We start from the raw sequence: 21,008 nt of genomic DNA on the forward strand, positions 1-21,008 counted from the left end.
TGCTAGACCTCACCGATAAAGGCATCTTTCACGCGATGCCAAAAGTGCATGTGCCGATACGAAGCGAAGTGGATTCTTTCTTCTGCGATCCGATAATAAATGGCTCGGATATTGTCTTTTGAGACATCCAGTTGATCGATCGTAACTAAATAATCTGCTGTATTCTCTAAACGGATCTCTACCCATTCATCTTGAGCGATGACCATCGGCGCACCTAACGTACGAAACACACGGTTATTCAATGAAGCAATTTCTGCTAATTGAAACGCATTGATACTTGGATGGATCACGGCTCCACCCACACTTTTATTATAAGCAGTCGATCCTGTAGGCGTAGATAATGCTAAGCCGTCTCCCCGAAAGCTTTCAAAAAATTCGTTCTTGATATAGACATCCGCGACCATTGTCCGGTTGGAACGTTTGATCGTGGACTCGTTCAACGCAAAAAAATGTTGGTCGGGTTTGTCATCTAAATAGCTGATTCGGACATCCAACAAAGGGTAGCTAACGCTTTGTTCACGATTAGTTTTCAAGCTATCGACTAATTCTTCTAACTCATAGTCGCGCCAGTCCGTATAAAAGCCTAGATGGCCCGTATGGACGCCTAAAAAACGTACATCGTTCAAAGCATGGCTAAAGCGATGGAACGCCGCTAACAGCGTCCCATCACCGCCCACAGAGATCACTAATTCTGGTTGTTGGTCATCGATTTTGATATTTGCTTGAGCCAAAAGATTTTTCAATCGTTCGGTGACTGCTAATGTTTTCGGTTCTTTGTTATGAACGATCGCTACCTTCATCTTTGGCCTCCTCTTGTTTATTCTCTTGGTCGATCAAAGATCGGTAATAGGCATCTTCAGATCGTCCTCTTCCATGAGAGAATAATCGTTGTGCTTCTTGGATCTCTTCTCGGATATTCGACATTTCTTCATCCAGTTGATAAGCGGCTTCAGCTGCACGCTGCAATCGTTCACTCATCTCTTCTGGGAATACTCCCTGATATTTATAATTCAAGGAATGCTCGATCGTTGCCCAAAAATTCATGGCTAATGTGCGAATTTGGATTTCTGCCAAGATTTTCTTTTCACCACTGATCAGTTGGACTGGATATTCGATCACTAAATGATACGAGCGATACCCACTCGCTTTTTTGTTGGTGATATAATCTCGTTCCTGTATGACTTTCATATCTTTACGGTTACGGATGATGTCAACCACTTGATGGATATCTTCCACAAATTGACACATGATCCGCAACCCAGCGATATCTGACATTTCTTCTTCTAAACGTGCCATTGGGATATGGCGTAATTGGGACTTAGTAATGATACTTTCTACCGGTTTTACCCGTCCCGTCACAAACTCAATCGGGACATGTCGGTTTTGTTCTCTGAATTGTTTGCGTATTCCTCGTAATTTTACTTTTAACTCTGACACTGTCTGTTCATAAGGTGCTAAAAACTCTTCCCAGTCTCGTTCCATAATCGTTACCTCTACTTTGTTAACATTCATAGTTATTCTAACATATAAACATAGTTTTTTTGCACCTTCTGTCTTTGAAGTTGACCAAAAACAAAAAATTAGGCAAAATAAAAGGAAAGGGGCGAAGCCAATGACAGAAATGGTAGAGATCGAATTTAAAACACTACTAACAAAAGAGGATTACATGCGTTTGCTTTCGCACTATCAGCTTACAGCAGACCGTTTCCATAGCCAAACGAACTTCTATTACGACACGCCCGATTTCCAACTAAAACAAAATGGCTGCGGCTTACGTATTCGTGTGTTAGATAATTATGCAGAATACACGTTAAAAACGCCAGCTATAGAAGGTAAATTGGAAACAACGGATTCCTACACGGTCCAAGAAGCCACTAAAATGATCGAAGAACACAGGTTGCCACGAACTGGAGCTGTCTTTCAAAAACTTCAGGAGTTGTCGATCGATTCAAGCCAACTGATCAACATTGGGCATCTCACGACGAAGCGTGCCGAATTTCCTATTGAAGAAGGCTTGTTAGCGATTGACGAAAGTTGGGGAGAGCAACTTCACGACTATGAATTAGAACTAGAAGTCACTGATGCTAAAAGCGGTAAAAAAGCATTTGAGCACTTTCTTCAGCGACAATCGATTCCTTATCATCCTTCCAAAAATAAAATCCAACGAATGTTCGAGGCTAAAAATTAGAATTCTATCATTTTCCCAAGGCACTTGAGTTCATTTTTTCGAGTTTTTCTGGTAAGTTATACGATGTGAATATTATTCATCATTTGCATAGAATCTAATTTGGGGGAGATTCGTATGATCGAAATCTATTTTTTTGTTAATCCATTGGGGAAAAACTGCTTTCATTTAGAGCAACAGCTTGTTCAGTTTATTGATGAGGAATATACTAAGAAACCTAAATTCAAAATACAATTTCGTTTTCTTCCACTAGTTAACTTGCAGACAATCGGGGATGTCATGCAAACTAACGGAATTTCTCAAACTAATCTAGAAGAGCGTAACAAACTATTTTCAACGACTTATTCAGCCGCATTAGATTGCAAAGCGGCGCATTTCCAAGGAAAGAAAAAAGGAAGACAATTTCTTAGTCGATTACAAGAAGCCGTCAGCTGTAAAAAAATTCCATATTCTCAACATCTTGCTGAATCGATATTTTCAGAAATCGGAGATCTAAACATGTTCAAGGAAGATCGTCAATCTGAGTTTGTCAAAGAAGCATTTTTCTCAGACCAAAAAATGGCCCGTGAAATGGGAATAAAGAAACATCCATCAGCTGTTATTTACAATTATGATCGTGAACAGAATTTTGGTGTATTAGTAGAAGGCTTGAATAGCGTTCGCCAAATCAAAGCAATTTGTCAAGGCGAAGACAATTATCACCTATTTGACAGCCACTCATTACAAGCAACGAATGCACAACTCCATTCCGGAAATAGCCATTTATCTTTGCTTTCAAATTAAATCATAGATGTGTGTATCACACAAAATAAAAAGACACAAAACAAGGTAAACTGTTTTATGTCTTTTTTCGTTTTTTTTGATTTAAATAGCTAATGATTAAAGATTGCCTGTTACTCTAATAATAAAGCGTTGACTAGCTGTTCCGGTGCCTTGTCCTTCACGCGCAACTAGTCCTTGTGCATCGTATGGGTTACCATTTGGTAGGTCTAATACTTTACCCGATTCAACATTTTTTAAAACATAAACACCAGCGCCAACAGCATCTCCTACTCTATAAAGTTTCCAATTCGCTCTTAATCCAGTCGTAGCAATCTTTGGATTTCCTTGACCGTCAAACACTCTTTCAGATACACACAAGGATGCTGCTTTGATAAAACCATTGAATTGGTGAGGATCGGTTAAAAAACTATACGTATCAGAAATATCATCATAAAACATATTCCATTTTTGATTCCATAAACCATTATTATTATACATGATTACTTGATCAAGATTCGCTTGATCCCAATCAAGTGCCTTTCCCAAATCCATACCACTTTCAATTCTTACAACTTTGTTACTAAAGAAGTTGCCAACATTAGATCCTGGTATATTTGGGTCCAAATCTGCCGAAACTGTTTGACTTCCTCCAATTACACCTAATGTCGTTGCTACAAACGCTCCTACAATAAATTTTGTTACTGTTTTCATTTTTTAGTTCCCCTTTTATTTTATGTATTTTTTCAGTTTTCGTCGATTTATAGGAAATAATATATGTCTAAAGATTAAACGTCACCTACTATTTTAATAACAAAACGTTGACTAGCTGTTCCTCTTCCTTGGCCTTCACGGGCAACTAGTCCCTTAGCATCGTAAGGGTTTCTGTTTTCCATATCTAAAACTTTACCCGATTCAATATTTTTTAATACATATACGTCACCCTCATCGACTTTGCCTACTTTGTATAATTTCCAATTCACTCTTAATCCAGTCGTAGCAATCTTTGGATTTCCTTGACTGTCAAAAACTCTTTCAGATACAGCCAACTGTGCTGATCTGATATAGCCATTAATTTGGTGAGGATCAGTTGAGATAGTATATGTCTTAGCATTAAAATCATAAAACATGTTCCATTTTTGATTCCATAAGCCGTTATTATTGTACAAGATTACTTGATCAAGATTCGCTTGATCCCAGTCCAATGCCACTCTTCTATCCATTTCACTTGAAATCGTTACTACTTTGTTATTAAAGTAATTAGAAACATCATGACCAGGTATGTTTTCTTCTATATCTGCCGAGACTGTTTGACTTCCTCCTACTACACCTAACGCCGTTGCTACAAATGCTCCTACAATAAATTTTGTTACTGTTTTCATTTTTAGTTCCCCTTTTTGTTTTTATTTGATACAAATCGATTTGTTGAACATAGTATGCCATGTTTTTATTTGTTAAATTTCTTTTGAATGGTAATACAACACTATTTATTTTATATTTAATAAGTGTGTTAATTATGATAAAAAGCGATTGAATTCTATCCTTTTTTTCTTCTTTTTGTTTTATTCTATAAATATAAATATATATTTTTTTGAATCTGAATAAAAAAGAGAATCGTCGGCTTCTTGACACACCTACGATTCTCCAAAGGCTTCTATTAAGTTATAAATGATACAAATAGCTACCAAACTATCTATCTGAATTAGCAGAATCATTCAACTTTCTTTTTTTATTGACAACAATTAATAAAATCAAACATATGATGATACTAATGATTCTCAGCGCAGGAGTAAACAATAGTACGATCATCAAATTGGCAAATCCCTGAACAATGGCAGAATCGGATTGATACAATTGATCCAAAGGCTCTACAAACACACTCACATGTCGATAAACGTACTCAGTAAATAAATACATGGCAATCCCAAATCCTACTATAAGGATATTCTTTGTTAATTTCGACAACGCCTATTCCTCCATTTAGTGTTTATTGATTTATTCTCCACTGAGAAATCAATTTCACCTTTTACTAAAAAAAACATATGTACATACTTCCGTCTTAGATTAATAACCTATACTTGTTGATCGAACATTTACTTACCCGCTTTCTTATCAGTTAGTCAACACACTTTCATTTCCCAAATTTTATGACGTATGCAATAGATTTCTTTTATACGTATTCATTATATAACTAGTAGATCATCCACTCAACAAGGACAAAAAAGGAGTAACACAGGATCAGCTCTCCTTTGTTACTCCTCATTCGCTATCAAATAATAGTTCACTTATTCAATGATTTGCTTTTGTATACTCGCAACATCCAACCCAAATTCTCGTTGCAAGAAATCTGGTGTGCCCACTTGACCGAAACGTTCATTGACGCCGATTCGTTTCAGCGGAACGCCAACCCCTTCTTCTGCAAGAACTTCAGCGACTGAACTTCCTAACCCGCCCGTGATCGAATGGTTTTCAATGGTTACGATTTTTTTCTTACCGACTGATTCACTGAGAATCAGCTCTCGATCAATTGGTTTGATCGTAAACATATCGATCACTTCACAGCTGATTCCTTGTTCCATCAATTGTTCGGCTACTTGCAACGTTTCAGAAACAAGTTGTCCCGCCGCAATCAGCAGATAATCGGTACCTTTACGTAAAACATTTCCTTTTCCTAACACGAACGTTGAGCCTTTTTCATACACAGGTGTGACACCTTTACGATTTCCACGAATATAATGGATGCCTGACATTTGATGGAATTCTTTGAGAATCCATGCCATTTGGACGTCATCTGCGGCATCGCAGACTACGGAATGAGGAATGGCTTTCATCAATGCAACATCTTCCCAAGTCGTATGAGTCCCACCATTATGGCCGGCTGCAAATCCTGGGTCTGAACCGTAGATGTTGATCGTGTTTCCGCCATAACCACCTGAAATAAACAGTTGATCAAATACCCGCCGTGTCGCAAATGGACCAAAAGTATGGATAAATGGTGTGTATCCCGTCAAACTCAATCCAGCAGCAACACCTACCATATTTGCTTCGGCGATGCCCATGTTGATGAAACGGTCAGGGTGTTCTTTCCCAATTGCAGTCCAGCCACTTGCCGAACCTAAATCAGCATCTAACGCAATGACTTGCTCATCGATGTCCATCAGTTCATTGATTGTTTCTACTACACAAGTTCGTAATTCTTTTTCAATAGCAGTTGATTTACTTAAATGGAACATCCCTTATCTCATCCTTTCGATTTTTTCTTCAAGCATTCGAATGGCGTCATCTGCGGCTTGATTGACTGATTCCGTATTGAATTTTACAGAATGATTGGCATCTAACGTTTCAAAATAAGGAATCCCTTGTCCCTTCACGCTATCAAGTACAATACACACTGCTTGATCAATCACTTCTTTACATTCGTTGATTGCAGCATCGATTCCTTGTAGATCTGACCCTTTTACTTTTAAGGTATAGAAACCGAATGCTTCCATTTTTTTCTGTATATCGAACGGGTCAAGGATGTCCTTTGTTTCCCCATCTAATTGTTTTTTATTATCATCGATGATCACGATGCAATGATTTAATTTAAAGTGAGCGATATATTGGAATGCTTCCCAACATTGCCCCTCATTCAATTCTCCATCGCCCACGATCAAGTATACATAGTTATCTTTTTTTGCGTGCTTAAAACCGGTAGCGATCCCCGCAGCTATAGAAGTGCCTTGTCCTAAAGAACCCGTAGTTGCATCAACACCAGGCGTTTTTTGGCGATCTGGATGAGAAGGCAAGCGTGTTCCACCTTCATTGATCGTCAATAACCATTCTCTGTCGAAATATCCAACATTGGCTAATGCACTATATAAACCGGCACCTGCATGTCCTTTAGATAAGACTAATCGATCACGTTCTTCCCACTGTGGATTTTTCGGATCGATCTTCATCTGTTTGCCATATAAAACCGCTAGCAATTCAACAATCGAAAATGATCCACCTAGATGTCCTTGCCCCATATGTTTGATACTGATCAACGTATCTAATCGTATTTTTGTCGCTAATCGTTCCAGCTCTTTTAACTGTTCCTCATTGACGGTCAAAGTAATTCCTCCTTACTCTGCTACTGTATCTGTTTTTTTACTTTTCTTTAAAAGCGTCAAACCGATCAAGACAGCAAGTACAGCGACCACACCAGAAATAACTGCAATTTGTCCGCCCATATTTGCTAAGTTTCCTAAAAAGATTCCTGCAACACCGTAATCTGTATCTGAGAAAGTCGATCCTTGGAAACCAAGATCGCCCATTACTGGCATCAACAAAATTGGCATGAAACTAATGATGATCCCGTGGATAAATGAACCGATGACCGCTCCACGTACACCGCCAGTCGCATTTCCATAAACGCCTGCTGTCGCTCCGCAGAAGAAATGTGGCACTACGCCAGGAATGATCACTGTTGTTCCTGTGAAGACCATGATCACCAAACTTACCAAGCCACCAACAAAGCTTGTTAAAAAGCCAATCAAGACAGCATTCGGTGCATATGGAAATACGATTGGGCAATCCAATGCTGGAATTGAATTTGGCACTAATTTTTCAGAGATTCCTTTAAATGCAGGCACGATTTCTGCTAAGATCAAACGGACACCGGCTAAAATGACAAAAACACCTGCGGCAAATGAACCTGCTTGTTGTAAGGCATAAATAATATAATTCGTGCCATCGCTCAATGTGCTAGTGATATAGTCACTTCCAGCAAACAACGCAACGATCACATAAACGATCGCCATCGTAATCGTGATACTTACTGTTGAATCACGTAAGAAAGCTAAACCTTTAGGAAAGTTGATGTCTTCGGTTGATTTTTCTTTATTTCCCACATATTTACCGATCAACCCACTCAACGCATAACCGAAATTCCCTGTATGTCCTAAAGCAACAGAGTCATTTTTGGTGATTTGACGAGTGAAAGGCTGGGCAATTGCTGGGAAAATCGTATTACAAATCCCTAGTGCTAATCCACCAAATAAAACAAGACTAAAAGTGCTCATCCCTGTAACATTTAAAATAACTGCGATCATACATGCCATATATAGTGTGGCATGTCCTGTCAAATAGATATATTTGTAACGAGTGATTCTAGCAATCAAGATGTTGAATGCCATACCCGCTAACATAATAAGAGCAGTTAACGTTCCATAAGTCGTTAGCGCTAAAGCCACGATGGCTTCATTATTGGGAACAACCCCTTGCATGTTGAACGCTACTTGAAACATCTCTCCAAATGGCGCCAAAGAACTTTCGATGACTCCCGCACCAGCTGTGACAACAAGAAAACCTACAAATGTTTTGATTCCGCCTTTAACAATCGTTGCAACGTCTTTTTTCTGCAACATATTCCCTAGTACCGCAATCAATGCAACTAAGATCGCTGGTGTACTTGCAATATCGATTAACACATCTAAAATACTACTCATTTATTTTTCCTCCCCCAAAAAAATTGTTTATAGTAATCCTTTTTGTCTACATGTCTCAGCTACTTTTTCTTTCAATTCATCTAGATCGATGATACTCTCCAACACGACGATTTCTCCTAAATGCTGGGCACTATCTGCTAGGTCTCTCCCTACAAAAAAGACATCCGCCAATTCTGGTGCTGCACTTCCTAAATCGTAATGAGCGACTTCCACGCCACTCACGCCTAGATCACTTAATACTGAATTGATATTCATCTCCACCATAAAACTTGATCCTAATCCTGACCCACATACTGCTGCAAATTTCATTTTTCATCTTCCCCTTCTTTGATCACATTGATTATTTCTTCTACATCTTTTGCTTCGAGTAATAACGCTAAACGTTCTTTATTCGACAAAATTTTCGTCAAGCTAGCTAAAGCTTTCAAGTGCATCTCGTTGTCCACTGCGGCTAGGCAGATAAATAACTGGATCGGATGTTTTTCATCATCGTTCAACAAGACTGGATCGACTACCTTCAATAAGGACATACCGATTTCTTTGACCCCCTCTTCCGGTCGTGCATGAGGTAAAGCAATCCCTTGGCCAATATGAATAAAAGGCCCATGTTCATTGACCTTTTCGATCATTGCTCCCACATACTTTTCTTCAATTTTATTGGTCGCTAACAAAGGCTGTGCTGCTTCAGTGATAGCTTCTTGCCATGTCAGTTGTTCGTTCGTAAATTGGATCGTTTCTTTTGTTAATAATTCAGATAACATCGGCCGTTGATCTTCCCTTCTGTTCAATTCTTTATTTATTTTTCTCTCGACGATCTGTCGTAGTTTCGTCTTTGTCATTCCTTCTCTCAATTCGATATAAGGAAAAATCACTTCCAAAATCTCTTCGATTGAATGAACGCCTCTTCCTGAAGCATAAAATGCTTGTTGGACTTTTTTTACTAACTCATTTTTCTCTAAAGGTGTCATGATGGGTTTCACGACATAACTTGTCACCGGCGTTTTCAACGGGACACTGGAAAAGACCATATCAATATCTTCTGAAAAACGAAGCATCTGATATTCTTCTGTCGATCGTGCCGGCAAAAACTCGATTTGTGGAAACAACTCTTGTAATTCTGATTCCATGATCAAACCAGAACTGATGCCACTTGGACACACGATCATCGCCTTTAATCGCTGATAATGGTGTCGCTCTTTTTGTTTTCTGATCTCTCCTCCAAACAGAATCGTAAAATAGCCGATTTCTGCGTCAGGGATCTCACCAACTAATTGTTTGAGCGGATAAAGGGCTAAACGAGTCAATTCGAATAATTCATGATATTGATTTTTGATTTCATCGATCAACACATTATTCAATGTGAATCGATAGCGGATACGAAAATATGCTGGGACAAGATGATAAAAGAAATTCATCAACAATTTCCGATAATCGACAAACCGTACCGCTGATAAACGTTCCATCTCGTGGATGATCTCTCTTGCACATTCCAATAGAAACTCTACAGAATGGTCCTCGATATCTCCTTGGATCACGGTCTTTAATAGCACAGTCATGTAACATTCTTCTTCTGCTTGGTTTTTGATCTGTCCAAAGTCTGTTAAAAATTTCTTGCTGGCTTGATAGACAGTCAAAGAAGTCAACATTTGCTTGTCTTTTTCAGTTAGAAAAACTTCTTTTTTGGTGATACGTGACAATAAGAAACTAATCAGATACAACATTTCCTCAAATCGACTAGGAACGATAACTAAATCGAATTCCTCTAAAATGCGAATCAGTCGATCTCTCACTACAACATAGTTCGTTCTTGAACTACCATAGATTCCCTCAAAAAGTAACCAGTGACCGGTCTTAGTATCTGTTAGTAGCCCAACGGTAGAAGAAGCGACACGTCGCAGTGCAAATTCATCCCCGTCTAAGTAGAAGCCTTTTTTTCTCGAATAAAGCAAACGGATATGCTCCTCTTGAAGTTTGACTCTTAAATTCCTGACATCTTTCAAAACCGTATTCTTACTTACATTAAAGAATTCTTGAAAATAATATACGGATAGGTCATCGACCATCGAGAATGCAAGAAGATAAATCATGGCTTGCCTTTCTTCTTCTGAAAAGTACAGCTCTTGCTTCGATACTTCGAAAAGGACTTCCGACCATCGTCGTCTAATCCCTTCTGGAATCAGTAATTCGTCGCCATTGATTCTTATTTTTTGCCCAAACGTTTTTTCAGAAAAAACATTGATTCTTGTTAATTCCTTTTTTAGTGTTTCTTCCTCCAACTTCGTTAGATCTATCAATTTCTGTAGATTTGTTTCTTCAAACAGATAACTCAAGCGGTAATTGATCATTCCCGTCCCCCCATTTCAACTATAGTATCTCTCCGTTGGAAACGCTATCACATTTCAGCGCAGTTTGATTCCTGACTTTCTATTTCGATGGACCGAACAGAATCAATCATGCGTGATTACGTTAAAAATAAAAACAAAAATGAAATTTCTCAAAATATTTTCTTTGAAATAAGCAGTAGAATCCAAAGTAGTTTTTTCCTAATTTGGATTCCACTGCTTCTATTATCTAGACCTCTCTAGCATGACTCATTCAATCTCGTCGAATCAATTTCTGGTCGTTGATTTCATAAATTTGATCTGCCACTTGTTGAACAAAATACGGATCATGTGAAGTAAACAAAACAGTTCCGTGATATTGTTTTAAAAAATACGCTAAGGCATTCATTGTCCGTAAGTCGATAAAATTAGTTGGCTCATCTAAAATCAAAACATTCGAGGGCTTTGCAAATAGCACAGCCAAGGATAATCGTGTTGCTTCTCCTCCACTTAGCGCACAAACAGATCGATGAATCGTCTCTGATGAAAAAGCCAAATGATGAAGCATACTGCGGATCAAGCTTTCTGGATATTCCGTTTGACGTAGCAAATACTGCAAAACGCTCACATCCTCAACAAGGTGATAATCCATTTGTTCATAGACAGCAAAGATTACTTTAGGACTTACTTTGACCCCATTTTTTTGTTGCAAGATATGACGCAATAAACTAGATTTCCCACTCCCATTTGATCCAATAATGGCAATTTTTTTCCCTCGGTCAAAAGCAAAATCAACTTGATCAAGTAAGATTTTTTCTTCGTACTGGAGGATCACGGATTCTCCTGCCACCGGAAATTTATTGTGTAGGACGGTCGTTTTAGATTGTGGAAAATCAATCGGACGGTCTTTCTGTACGCTTGCTACTTCCGTTAATTTTTCTAAACGTTTCTCGATTGATTTAGCCGCTCTCATTACACTTTTTTGGCTGCTCTCTTTTTGCTTGGTCCCTGACAAACGATCAGGTTTACGACTATTTTTATTACTCCTGCTTTTTTGATTAGCCGATTGCGCTAATTTTTTCGCTTGCTGCTCTTTTTTGATGATGCTGTTTTCTAACTTTTTTCGTTCTCTTAAATAGTCGTCATGCGCGTTTTCTTGCGCAATTGCTTCTTGCTCTTTTTGCTTGAGATAATCATCATAGTTGCCTTGATATTCTTTTATCGTCTGCTCCGATACTTCCCATATTTTGTCAGCCAACTCATTTAAAAATAAGCGGTCATGGCTCACGAAGATTAAGGTTCCATAATAATAACGGAGTTCCTCAATCAGCATTTGCACACTTCGTTGATCTAAATGAGTTGTCGGTTCATCTAGTAAAATACCTGGTGTATACGTAGATAATACTTGTGCCAAACGATATTTTGTTTCTTCTCCGCCACTAAAATGAGCAGTTTGATCGGGCACTTGGAAACGACTAAGCAATTCAAAATCGATTTCTGCGATTGGATTTTGCTCCAACGCTTCAATCTGCGCAAAATAGTGGAAATCCACCCTTCGATCCACTCTTCCTTTTTCAGCATCGATTTCTCCAGCTAACAGTTTAAGTAACGTGGATTTGCCACTGCCATTATCCCCAACGATACCGATCCGCGCATTTTCATAAATTGCTTGTTCTTTGATTGCTAAAATTTCTTTTCCATCATAACTAATCTCAATATCTTTTAATTTTACTGCTAATGCTTCCATTGTTTGCACTCCTTTTGTGCAAATGAACAGCTTTCTGACGGAAACACAAAAAAGAAGCAGCCTGTGAAAGACTACTTCTTCAAGAAATTTGTCCATACTAAAATAAGCATAGAAAAACAGCAAGGTTCCCGTGAATTGTCATTTACAAGTTGTTTTTAAACGATTCAATTAATTGTTTAAAAATACTTGATCCAAATAAAACAACCACATGTCACATCGCTCCTTTTCTCTAATATACTTTCAGTTTATCATGATTGAAACCGTTTGACAAACGATTTCAGGGCTGATGAAGTGTGTTAAGCAACAAGATCCTTAACTCCTCAATTGTTCAAATTTAAGGATTACGAGATGACCAACAAGGATTTGATTGCTTTTCGTTCATCCATCGCTTCATAAGCAGCTTGGATTTGATCTAACTCGAATTGTTGCGTAAAGACTTTTCCTGGTTCGATTTCATTTGATAAGACTGCTTCTAATAGTGAAGCTCGGTCGTGGGTCGTCACCGCAGCGATCCCTCCACGTAAGCCAATATTTCGATAGAACAAAGCATTCGTATCCAATTCATCCACATGAGGAACACCTACACGTCCAACTACCGCACCAGGGCGTCCAACTTTTACTGCCGTTTCAACCGCTTGTTGCGTGCCAACGCATTCTAACACTGCATCTGCGCCAGCCCCTGTCATTTTCATGACTTCAGCGATTGCTTCTTCCCCGCGAGCCGCAATGATATCTGTTGCCCCAAATGACAAAGCTAGCTTTTGGCGGTCTTCGTGTCGACTCATCGCAATGATTCTTGATGCGCCTAACAATTTTGCGCCAATCACGCCACATAAACCTACAGCACCATCGCCGATCACGACGACCGTATCTCCTTCTTTCACCTCAGCACTCACTGCTGCATGATAGCCAGTCGCCATGACATCCGCCAACGTAACAAACGAATTTAACATGTCTTCAGAATAATCTTCTGGTTTTCCTGGGATCTTCACCAATCCCCAGTTCGCATTACGATAACGAATATATTCTGCCTGATAACCTGTTGAACCCGAAGTATCTGATAAACAGTCGCCATCAAACCCAGCTAAACAAGCCTCGCATTCCCCACAGCCATGAGTAAATGGCACAATGACAAAATCTCCTGGCTGAACATTTGTTACATCTTTCGCTACCTCTTCCACAACACCGATCGCTTCATGACCTGCTGAAGAACCTGCTTCTTTTTTAGAGATTCCCCGATACCACCATAGATCAGAACCACAGACACTCGCTCGTACCACACGAATGATGGCTTCGTTTTCTCGTTGCAACTCTGGCTTTGGAATTTCTTTAATGGCCATTTTCCCTGGCTCTAAAAATACTGTTGCTTTCATAGCTTCCACTCCTTCGATTGATTGCTTCTAGTATAGCCCCTTGAGTCAACTCCAAGTCAAATGAAAACAATTATAATCCTCTTATTACCAACGAGACGGGAGAAAATGTCTTCGCTTTTATGTATTCGCTATGGTATTATGGCCTTGAAAAAGAGCGTTGCGCCAACAACTCTCTCTTCAGATAACACCGTTTTACTGGTGACTAGTTTGGTTATCTTGTCGCTGATTATCAGAACCAATGTTGCAAATGCCAATGCAAATATCAATGCCTCAAACACAGACATGCTTATTCCTTTTCTAGGAGAAAGCCACAGATCAACATAGGCATCACCTCTTTTCTAAAGGCTAGCCACCGCATAAACTATACGATCCTTGTCAGGATACTATAAACTGAAAATCTAAACCTTAATTTTTAAATTTTCTTGTTATTTTTAGTATTGCGATTTCTACCTCTTTTTGTTCTTCTACCAGAACAAAAGAAAGTGAACTCGCTTTTATGTAGCAACTATGGTATCATGACGTTGAAAAGAGGAGTTGCATCAACAACTCCCCTTCAGATAGCATCGTTTAAAACAATGGCTAGTTTAGATATTTACAAAAAATAACCGTTAAACCTTCCAAAGTTTAAGTGGCGGTTATTTTTTGTTGTCTTTGTCGCTGATTATCAGAACCAATGTTGCAAATGATAATGCAAACATCAATGCCTCAAACACAGACATGCTTATTCCTTTCCAGGAGAAAGCCATAGATCAACATAGGCATCACCTCTTTCTTAAAGGCTAGCCACCGCATAAACTATACGATCTTTGTCAGTATACTACAAACTAAAAATCCAAACCTTGATTTTTAGATTTTCATGTTATTTTTAATGATGCAAAAACGGAAAAGCCTGCGAGTTCCTCACTCCATACTTTTCCGTTTTTTGCTAAGATTAAAAAGAATGATTAATGATCAAATCAACAAAATCCCTCAGCTCAAGCTTTTTATAGCTTTTCCACTAATGCTTCTAATTCATTCAATCGTTGTTCAAACATAGCCATCGCATCTTCAATGTAAGCAGCTTCTGTCATATCGACACCCGCTTTTTTCATTACTTCTACTGGATAATCGCTATTTCCTGATTTTAGATAAGTTAGGTAAGCATCTAACGCACCTGGTTCTTTATCCCAGATTTTTTTCGCTAAAGCAGATGCCGCAGAGAAACCAGTTGAGTATTGATAGACATAATAATTATAGTAAAAATGAGGGATACGTGCCCACTCATATTTGATCTCCGGATCTTTCTCAACAGCTGGACCATAATATTTGGCATTTAATTCGCCGTAGCTTTCACTTAGATATTCACTAGTCAAAGGTGTTCCTTTTGCATCTTCTTGATGCATGAAATGTTCAAACTCAGCAAATTGTGTTTGACGGAAAATCGTGCCTTTGAAGCCATCTAAATAATGATTCAACACATAGGCGCGGACACGAGGATCTTCTTCGGTCGCTAATAAATGTTCAGTCAAAATATTTTCATTTGTAGTTGAGGCAATCTCTGCTAAAAAGATTGAGTAATCACCGTAGACGAAAGGTTGATTCGAACGTGTGAAATAGCTGTGAACACTATGTCCCATCTCATGGACCAACGTGAATAATTGATCCAACGTGTCATGCCAGTTCATCAAGATGTATGGATTTGTATCATAGCTGCCAGAAGAATAAGCGCCACTGCGTTTTCCTTTATTTTCAACCACATCGATCCAACGGCTTGAAAAAGCTTCTTTGACAACCGCAAGATATTCTTCGCCCATTGGTGCAAGTGATTCAATCGCTTTTTCCACTGCTTCTTCATACGTGAATTTGATTGGCGCTTCACCTAATACTGGGGTATATAGATCGTACATGTGTAATGTATCTACGTCCAATAAACGTTTACGTAATTCCATATAACGATGCAATAGTGGCAAATGTTTGTTTACAACAGTCACCAATGTGTCATACACACTTTCAGGGATATGGTTATTACTCAATGATGCTTCTCTTGCAGAAGTGTAGTTACGTGCTTTTGCTTTGAAATTATGCCCTTTGATATGTGTGCCAAGCGTAGAAGCAAAGGTATTTCTAAATTGCTCATATACGCTGTATAGACCTTTAAATGCCGCTTCACGTACTTCACGATCGGTACTCTCTAATAGTTGACCATATACACCATGTGACAGCTGGATTTTTTCACCATTTTCACCAGTGATCGTTGGGAACTCTAAGTCAGCATTATTTAATACTGCAAACGTACTACTTGAGGCGCCAAAAATTTCTCCAGCTCCAGCAAGTAACGCTTCTTGGTCCGCTGATAAGACGTGTTTGCGGTTATCGACCATTTGTTTTACGTAATGACGATAAACCTCTAATTTTGGCTCTTCTTCAAAATAGCGCCAAATTTGCTCGTCAGAAAGTTGTAGTACTTCTGGCTCATACCAAGCAATCGCTTCACTGACTTTTGAAAGTAGGCTTCCTGCGCGTGCGTATAGTGCTTGATACGTTGTGTTTGTCGTATCTTGGTCATTTTTCAAATGGGAATAGACATAAATAAGCTCAACTTTACGATACATCGCTAAGACAAATTCAAGCGCATCCAAAAATGCTGTTGCACCATTACCCAATGTACCTTTGTAATGCTCAGAATTTTTTAATTCTTCAGTCAATTCTTGGTATTTTTTATCAAATTCTTGATCACTTGAGAAGATCGGTGTTAGATCCCACGTCAATTTCTCAGGCAAATCTTCTCTTTTTGGTAACTTTGTTGTTTCGCTCATCTGTTCCACTCCTTTTGATCATCTTTGTAACCAGACTTATTTTCCTAGAAAATATCAGTTACTTTTTTATTTACTCTCTTGAGTTTATCATAACTCCTTAATGTTTTGTATAGAGAATTCTTCTCCTATTTTTCTACCAATCGTTTACATTCCTCATAAAATAAACGATAAATGTTTTCTTCCTCGATCAAAGGAAATAACCACTCGCTTTTATACTCCTTGATTTTTTGATACCACGTATTGAAATAACTTGTTGTTAAATCAGTCTTTTTACTTATAACCTGTGAAAACAACAGCCGATAAAAGAAGACTTGTTCAGTAAAAAAGAAAAAGAAGTCACTTTCTTTGTAGATCCATGATTCAAGATAAAGCAGGTGCTTCTTTCTTAGGTAACACTGTTCTTGCACTGCTAATACTCTTTTGTTTTTGCGAAGAATTTGTTTTGCTAACCAGTCTTTTGTTTTCACTGAATGTGCGTTTGTTGCTTTTCGCAAGGATTCACTTCCTCGTTCTAACACCGTTAATAGATCCTTCTCAAAAAAGGCCCAAGAAAACTGTTCAAATCTGATCTTTCCCGATAAACCTGTAATGATCTGACTATATAAATAAATCATCTGTGTGGACCAATCGATTTGCCAAAAATGAAGACCTCGTAAATGGTCGTAGTAACAGAACTTTTTTTCTGGAATCAACCGATCTTTCTTTTTGAAAAACTTCATTCCTAACAGCCACCAGACAATATAACCATTTGCTTGATAGTTGGTTGTCCGTTCGATCATTCGAGTATAGGATAGTTGCGAACATTGAATCTCAAACACATGATGTCCAGCTATAATGTCAGGTCGTTGTGCCAATGGTGATAAATAACCTTCCATCTCTACTCTTGGATAGCTTTTTTTTAACCAGCCAAAACATTGTTTTTTCAGATAAAGATGTTCTTCAGATTCTGCCTCACTGAACACTTGGCAGTTCGTTGGATCATGATGAGAAAAATGGGCGATTCTTTTCTTTCCTCTTTTTAAAAAGACTTGATTCCCACAACTTGGACAATAGTACTTGCGCTCTTTTCTCGCCTCAGTTGCTAAAAAAACAGAACCTTCTTTGTCTTTTGCAAGCAGCATCTACTCACTCCCTTTCACTGGGTAAATACGCAAGCCATTAAAATCATACTCATACTAGTAAGCAATTTTAGAAATGGTTCATAAAATCATTTGACCTTAGAGCCACTCTACCCTCTAAACTATAAAAAGTAGTCTTCTAAATAAAATTAGTTGTATACATTAATAGAGCGAGGGAGAAAATTATATGTTAGATAAACAGATATATAGAAAATTATTTTCGGAATCTTTTTCAATCCCTATAGAAGTAACCTATTGGGATGGGAGTAATGAGAGATACGGATCACCAACGACAGATTTAGCAGCATCAATTACTTTTAATGAAGAAATAGCTATCAAAGAAGTGATCAACAATGCATCGATTACTTTTGGAGAAGCATACATGAATAAGAAAATTGAAATAAATGGGAACATCCAAAAAATTATTGCTGATGCTTATCTTCAACAAAATAGCTTCTTGCGATCACGTAAATATATGAAATTCCTACCTAAATTAGCTAGACACACCAAAACACAGAATAAAAAGGATGTTGAACATCACTATGATTTAGGAAATGATTTTTATCGCTTATGGCTAGATCCCACATTGACTTATTCATGTGCATACTTCAAAAATCCTGAAGACTCACTAGAAACTGCTCAATTAAATAAAATTGGACGTATCTTAGATAAATTATTTATAAAAAAAGGGGATACCTTACTTGATATAGGATGTGGTTGGGGAACATTGATTCTTAAAGCAGCGAAGGAATACCATGTGAAATCAACTGGGGTTACATTGAGTAGCGAACAATATCACTATATTAAACAAAGGATAAAAGAAGAAAAATTAGAAGATAAATGTGAAGTGATTTTAGCAGATTATCGTGAACTAAAAGGGAAAAAATTTGATCATATAACAAGTGTCGGAATGATTGAACATGTTGGTCAAGACGGGTTGAATGAATACTTTATGAGTATTGATCAATTACTAGCAGAAAAGGGAACAGCACTTATCCATGGCATCAGCAGGCAACAAGGCGGAGCAACGAATGCTTGGTTGAACAAATACATCTTCCCGGGGGGATATGTTCCTGGGGTCGTAGAATTGGTTGATACAATCACTACGAATAATCTTCATGTTATTGATCTCGAAAGCTTGAGAAGAGATTATCAACTGACATTAGAACATTGGATAAGTAACTTCCATGCAGTCAAAAAAGAAGTGATTTCTATGAAGGGAGAAACTTTCTATCGGATGTGGGATCTATATCTACAAGCCAGTGCAGCCGGGTTTCAATCAAGTAATATTGATGTAGTGCAATATTTAATCGTAAAACCTGCTAATAACGAGATTCCCATGCGTCGTATATAGTTAATGGTACGTGTCTATTTACTTTGATCTCGTTTATAACATAGAAAATCCGGAAGAAAAATGAAACAACTTTTCTTCCGGATCTTTTTCGATTAAACACTTCAGTCATTATTGATAACGAATTATTTGGTCAAGCAGAGACTCTTTATGGTTTTTGTCTCAGTCTCCACGATAAAGCCTACCTAGCAGTTCCAACTGTCGCTATGGTAACTTATCTTTGCTTTATTCAAAATAAAATTTCACACGTTCCAAAGCATTTCGTTCCATCAATTGTTGCCCATATTCATTCAATGCTTCAGCGGTTCGTGTACTTTTTTCGGCGAATTCTAAAATACGTGCAAATTGATTTTCAACGTCCGTTTGGTTTAGATTCTCCATCCAGAAGTGAACGACTAAATAATAGCGTCCATCTAATTGGTATAGATCTGTCCAAGCTGATTCTAGCTGAACGTCATTCGCAAGCTGGATCACTTGTTCAAAGTCACTGAACACAAAGATTGCTCGTTGCTCACTTGCAGTAGTAGATTCTGTTAAGTCGCTTTCCTCTTCATTCGCAAGCATTTGCCCTTGAAGAAACTCACTAACATCTGCGCTATTCAATGTCGATTCATTGTTTTGGCCCAGCTCTTCGTCTGGCATGTTCTTACTGATAAACAGTTCTAGGCCATCTCCTTTTGGCAAAACTTGGAAAGTGACAGCTTCGCTACTTTGGAACTCCTCTTCAATATCCACTTCTTCTAAGATACTATAAAAAAAGTTTTCTATTTCTCTGTGGTTACCTAATAAATCTAAAAATGAGACACCTCGTTCTTCTAGGTCCTCATGACCGATCATCACACGAATCGTATTCTCATTGATATGTTCCATTTCCATTTGCTACACCTCACTTTTTCCCAACTATCCATATAGATTAATTGTAGCGAAATAAGAATAAATGTAAAGAAAAAATAATTAAGTCCTCAAAAAACACAATCTATTTTTAATAAAAAAAAACTTAGGAAGACTTCTTATCTTCCTAAGCTTGATCTGTGTTTTCTATAAGCCAGCCATTAGCTGGGCTTGACGTAATTCTAACTGACGAACATCTCGTGGTAAGAAACGACGAATTTCATCCTCATTAAAACCAACTTGTAGACGTTTGTTGTCGATCATGATTGGTCTACGTAACAATCCTGGGTTGTTTTGTACAAGTTCTAAAAGTTCTTGTAATGGTAACTCATCAAGATCCATGTTTAATTTTTGAAAAACTTTCGAACGTGTAGAAATAATTTCTTCTGTTCCGTCTTCCGTCATTTGTAAGATCGCTTTTAACTCAGAGCTATTAAGTGGTTCTGAAAAAATATTTCGCTCTACAAATGGAATCTGATGCTCTTGCAACCACGCACGAGCCTTTCTGCAGGAAGTACAACTTGGGGAAGTATATAGTGTTAACAACGTGCATCACTCCTTTTTGTGATTATAGCCACATTTTTGTAACAGAGGATCATGAAATCCCTCTATCTGTCCCTATTATACCTAATCAACATTTAAATAGCTAGCTTTTTTTAAAATTATTTTTTAAAAAAATGAAAGTTATCTAAGATAGATATACAGTTAAACCAAGGTTTCTCCTTTATTCGCAGTTAAAAAATTAGAGTTTTCAAATACTTTCACAATGTTAAATATATATATAACAGCATGTAAATCTGTACCAATCTTTTTTAAATCTCAAAAAATGAGAACGTTTTTTCTACATTAAATGTTTTTTATTTATTTTAATAACAAACAATTTAAAAAACTCAGAAAATATTGAAATTAAAAAAAAAGCTTATTTTAACGCTACAACAAAATCGTACGTACATAATCATTCGATCAAAAAGTCAAAAATCACTCGTTATCTTACATG

19 protein-coding genes are annotated in these 21,008 nt (G+C 37.8%); 3 read left to right on the plus strand and 16 right to left on the minus strand.

What is annotated here, in order from left to right; translation table 11 throughout:
• Positions 1-2: 2 nt before the first annotated feature.
• On the minus strand, positions 3-800 hold the full coding sequence (locus JZO83_RS05770) for an NAD kinase (protein WP_206854893.1): 798 nt from the start codon (positions 798-800) through the stop codon (positions 3-5).
• The gene (locus JZO83_RS05775) at positions 778-1,482 is read right to left on the minus strand and encodes a GTP pyrophosphokinase family protein (RefSeq protein WP_206854896.1); all 705 of its coding nucleotides are present in this window, start codon (positions 1,480-1,482) and stop codon (positions 778-780) included. Before JZO83_RS05775 ends, JZO83_RS05770 begins: the two co-directional genes overlap by 23 nt.
• A gap of 130 nt (positions 1,483-1,612) precedes the next feature.
• On the opposite strand from JZO83_RS05775, the gene JZO83_RS05780 reads away from it, so the two are divergent.
• Both JZO83_RS05780 and JZO83_RS05785 read left to right on the plus strand, forming a co-directional pair.
• The gene (locus JZO83_RS05780; protein WP_207115211.1) at positions 1,613-2,188 is read left to right on the plus strand and encodes a CYTH domain-containing protein; all 576 of its coding nucleotides are present in this window, start codon (positions 1,613-1,615) and stop codon (positions 2,186-2,188) included.
• Between the two features lie 114 nt (positions 2,189-2,302).
• Entirely contained in the window at positions 2,303-2,968 is a 666-nt protein-coding gene (locus tag JZO83_RS05785; RefSeq protein WP_206854902.1) for a DsbA family protein, read from the plus strand.
• Positions 2,969-3,064: 96 nt separating this feature from the next.
• On the opposite strand, the gene JZO83_RS05790 is transcribed toward JZO83_RS05785, so the two are convergent.
• From JZO83_RS05790 to JZO83_RS05845, 12 genes are all read right to left on the minus strand, one after another.
• Positions 3,065-3,658 carry an RICIN domain-containing protein gene (locus JZO83_RS05790; RefSeq protein WP_207115212.1) on the minus strand — a complete coding sequence of 198 codons (594 nt, stop codon included), beginning with the start codon at positions 3,656-3,658 and terminating at the stop codon, positions 3,065-3,067.
• Positions 3,659-3,732: 74 nt separating this feature from the next.
• The gene (locus JZO83_RS05795) at positions 3,733-4,326 is read right to left on the minus strand and encodes a hypothetical protein (RefSeq protein WP_207115213.1); all 594 of its coding nucleotides are present in this window, start codon (positions 4,324-4,326) and stop codon (positions 3,733-3,735) included.
• A gap of 307 nt (positions 4,327-4,633) precedes the next feature.
• Positions 4,634-4,909, minus strand: coding sequence for a hypothetical protein (locus tag JZO83_RS05800; protein ID WP_207115214.1), 276 nt, complete (start codon positions 4,907-4,909; stop codon positions 4,634-4,636).
• Between the two features lie 320 nt (positions 4,910-5,229).
• Complete coding sequence (locus tag JZO83_RS05805; RefSeq protein WP_207115215.1) at positions 5,230-6,177, minus strand: transketolase C-terminal domain-containing protein; 948 nt, start codon at positions 6,175-6,177, stop codon at positions 5,230-5,232.
• Between the two features lie 3 nt (positions 6,178-6,180).
• Entirely contained in the window at positions 6,181-7,038 is an 858-nt protein-coding gene (locus tag JZO83_RS05810; protein WP_207115216.1) for a transketolase, read from the minus strand.
• Positions 7,039-7,050: 12 nt separating this feature from the next.
• Positions 7,051-8,415 (minus strand): PTS ascorbate transporter subunit IIC, encoded by a 1,365-nt coding sequence (locus tag JZO83_RS05815; RefSeq protein WP_206854910.1) that lies wholly within the window; start codon positions 8,413-8,415, stop codon positions 7,051-7,053.
• Positions 8,416-8,442: 27 nt separating this feature from the next.
• Complete coding sequence (locus tag JZO83_RS05820) at positions 8,443-8,724, minus strand: PTS sugar transporter subunit IIB (RefSeq protein WP_207115217.1); 282 nt, start codon at positions 8,722-8,724, stop codon at positions 8,443-8,445.
• Complete coding sequence (locus JZO83_RS05825) at positions 8,721-10,760, minus strand: BglG family transcription antiterminator (RefSeq protein ID WP_207115218.1); 2,040 nt, start codon at positions 10,758-10,760, stop codon at positions 8,721-8,723. Before JZO83_RS05825 ends, JZO83_RS05820 begins: the two co-directional genes overlap by 4 nt.
• Before the next feature lie 250 nt (positions 10,761-11,010).
• A complete protein-coding gene (gene abc-f, locus JZO83_RS05830) occupies positions 11,011-12,483 on the minus strand; it encodes a ribosomal protection-like ABC-F family protein (protein WP_207115219.1) in 1,473 nt (490 codons plus the stop codon).
• Positions 12,484-12,824: 341 nt separating this feature from the next.
• Positions 12,825-13,856, minus strand: a complete 1,032-nt coding sequence (locus JZO83_RS05835; RefSeq protein ID WP_207115220.1) for a zinc-dependent alcohol dehydrogenase family protein — start codon at positions 13,854-13,856, stop codon at positions 12,825-12,827.
• 983 nt (positions 13,857-14,839) lie between these two features.
• Complete coding sequence (gene pepF / locus JZO83_RS05840; RefSeq protein WP_206854925.1) at positions 14,840-16,651, minus strand: oligoendopeptidase F; 1,812 nt, start codon at positions 16,649-16,651, stop codon at positions 14,840-14,842.
• A gap of 125 nt (positions 16,652-16,776) precedes the next feature.
• Positions 16,777-17,772, minus strand: coding sequence for a competence protein CoiA family protein (locus JZO83_RS05845; protein ID WP_207115221.1), 996 nt, complete (start codon positions 17,770-17,772; stop codon positions 16,777-16,779).
• A gap of 184 nt (positions 17,773-17,956) precedes the next feature.
• Between JZO83_RS05845 and JZO83_RS05850 the strand changes: the two genes are divergently transcribed.
• The gene (locus tag JZO83_RS05850) at positions 17,957-19,123 is read left to right on the plus strand and encodes a cyclopropane-fatty-acyl-phospholipid synthase family protein (protein ID WP_206854930.1); all 1,167 of its coding nucleotides are present in this window, start codon (positions 17,957-17,959) and stop codon (positions 19,121-19,123) included.
• 222 nt (positions 19,124-19,345) lie between these two features.
• On the opposite strand, the gene JZO83_RS05855 is transcribed toward JZO83_RS05850, so the two are convergent.
• A complete protein-coding gene (locus JZO83_RS05855) occupies positions 19,346-19,996 on the minus strand; it encodes an adaptor protein MecA (protein WP_206854932.1) in 651 nt (216 codons plus the stop codon).
• Positions 19,997-20,158: 162 nt separating this feature from the next.
• Positions 20,159-20,557, minus strand: coding sequence for a transcriptional regulator SpxA (spxA, locus tag JZO83_RS05860; RefSeq protein ID WP_019723016.1), 399 nt, complete (start codon positions 20,555-20,557; stop codon positions 20,159-20,161).
• Positions 20,558-21,008 lie beyond the last annotated feature (451 nt).

The organism is Enterococcus sp. DIV1298c (assembly GCF_017316315.1).
Taxonomy (GTDB): Bacteria; Bacillota; Bacilli; order Lactobacillales; family Enterococcaceae; genus Enterococcus_B; species Enterococcus_B mangumiae.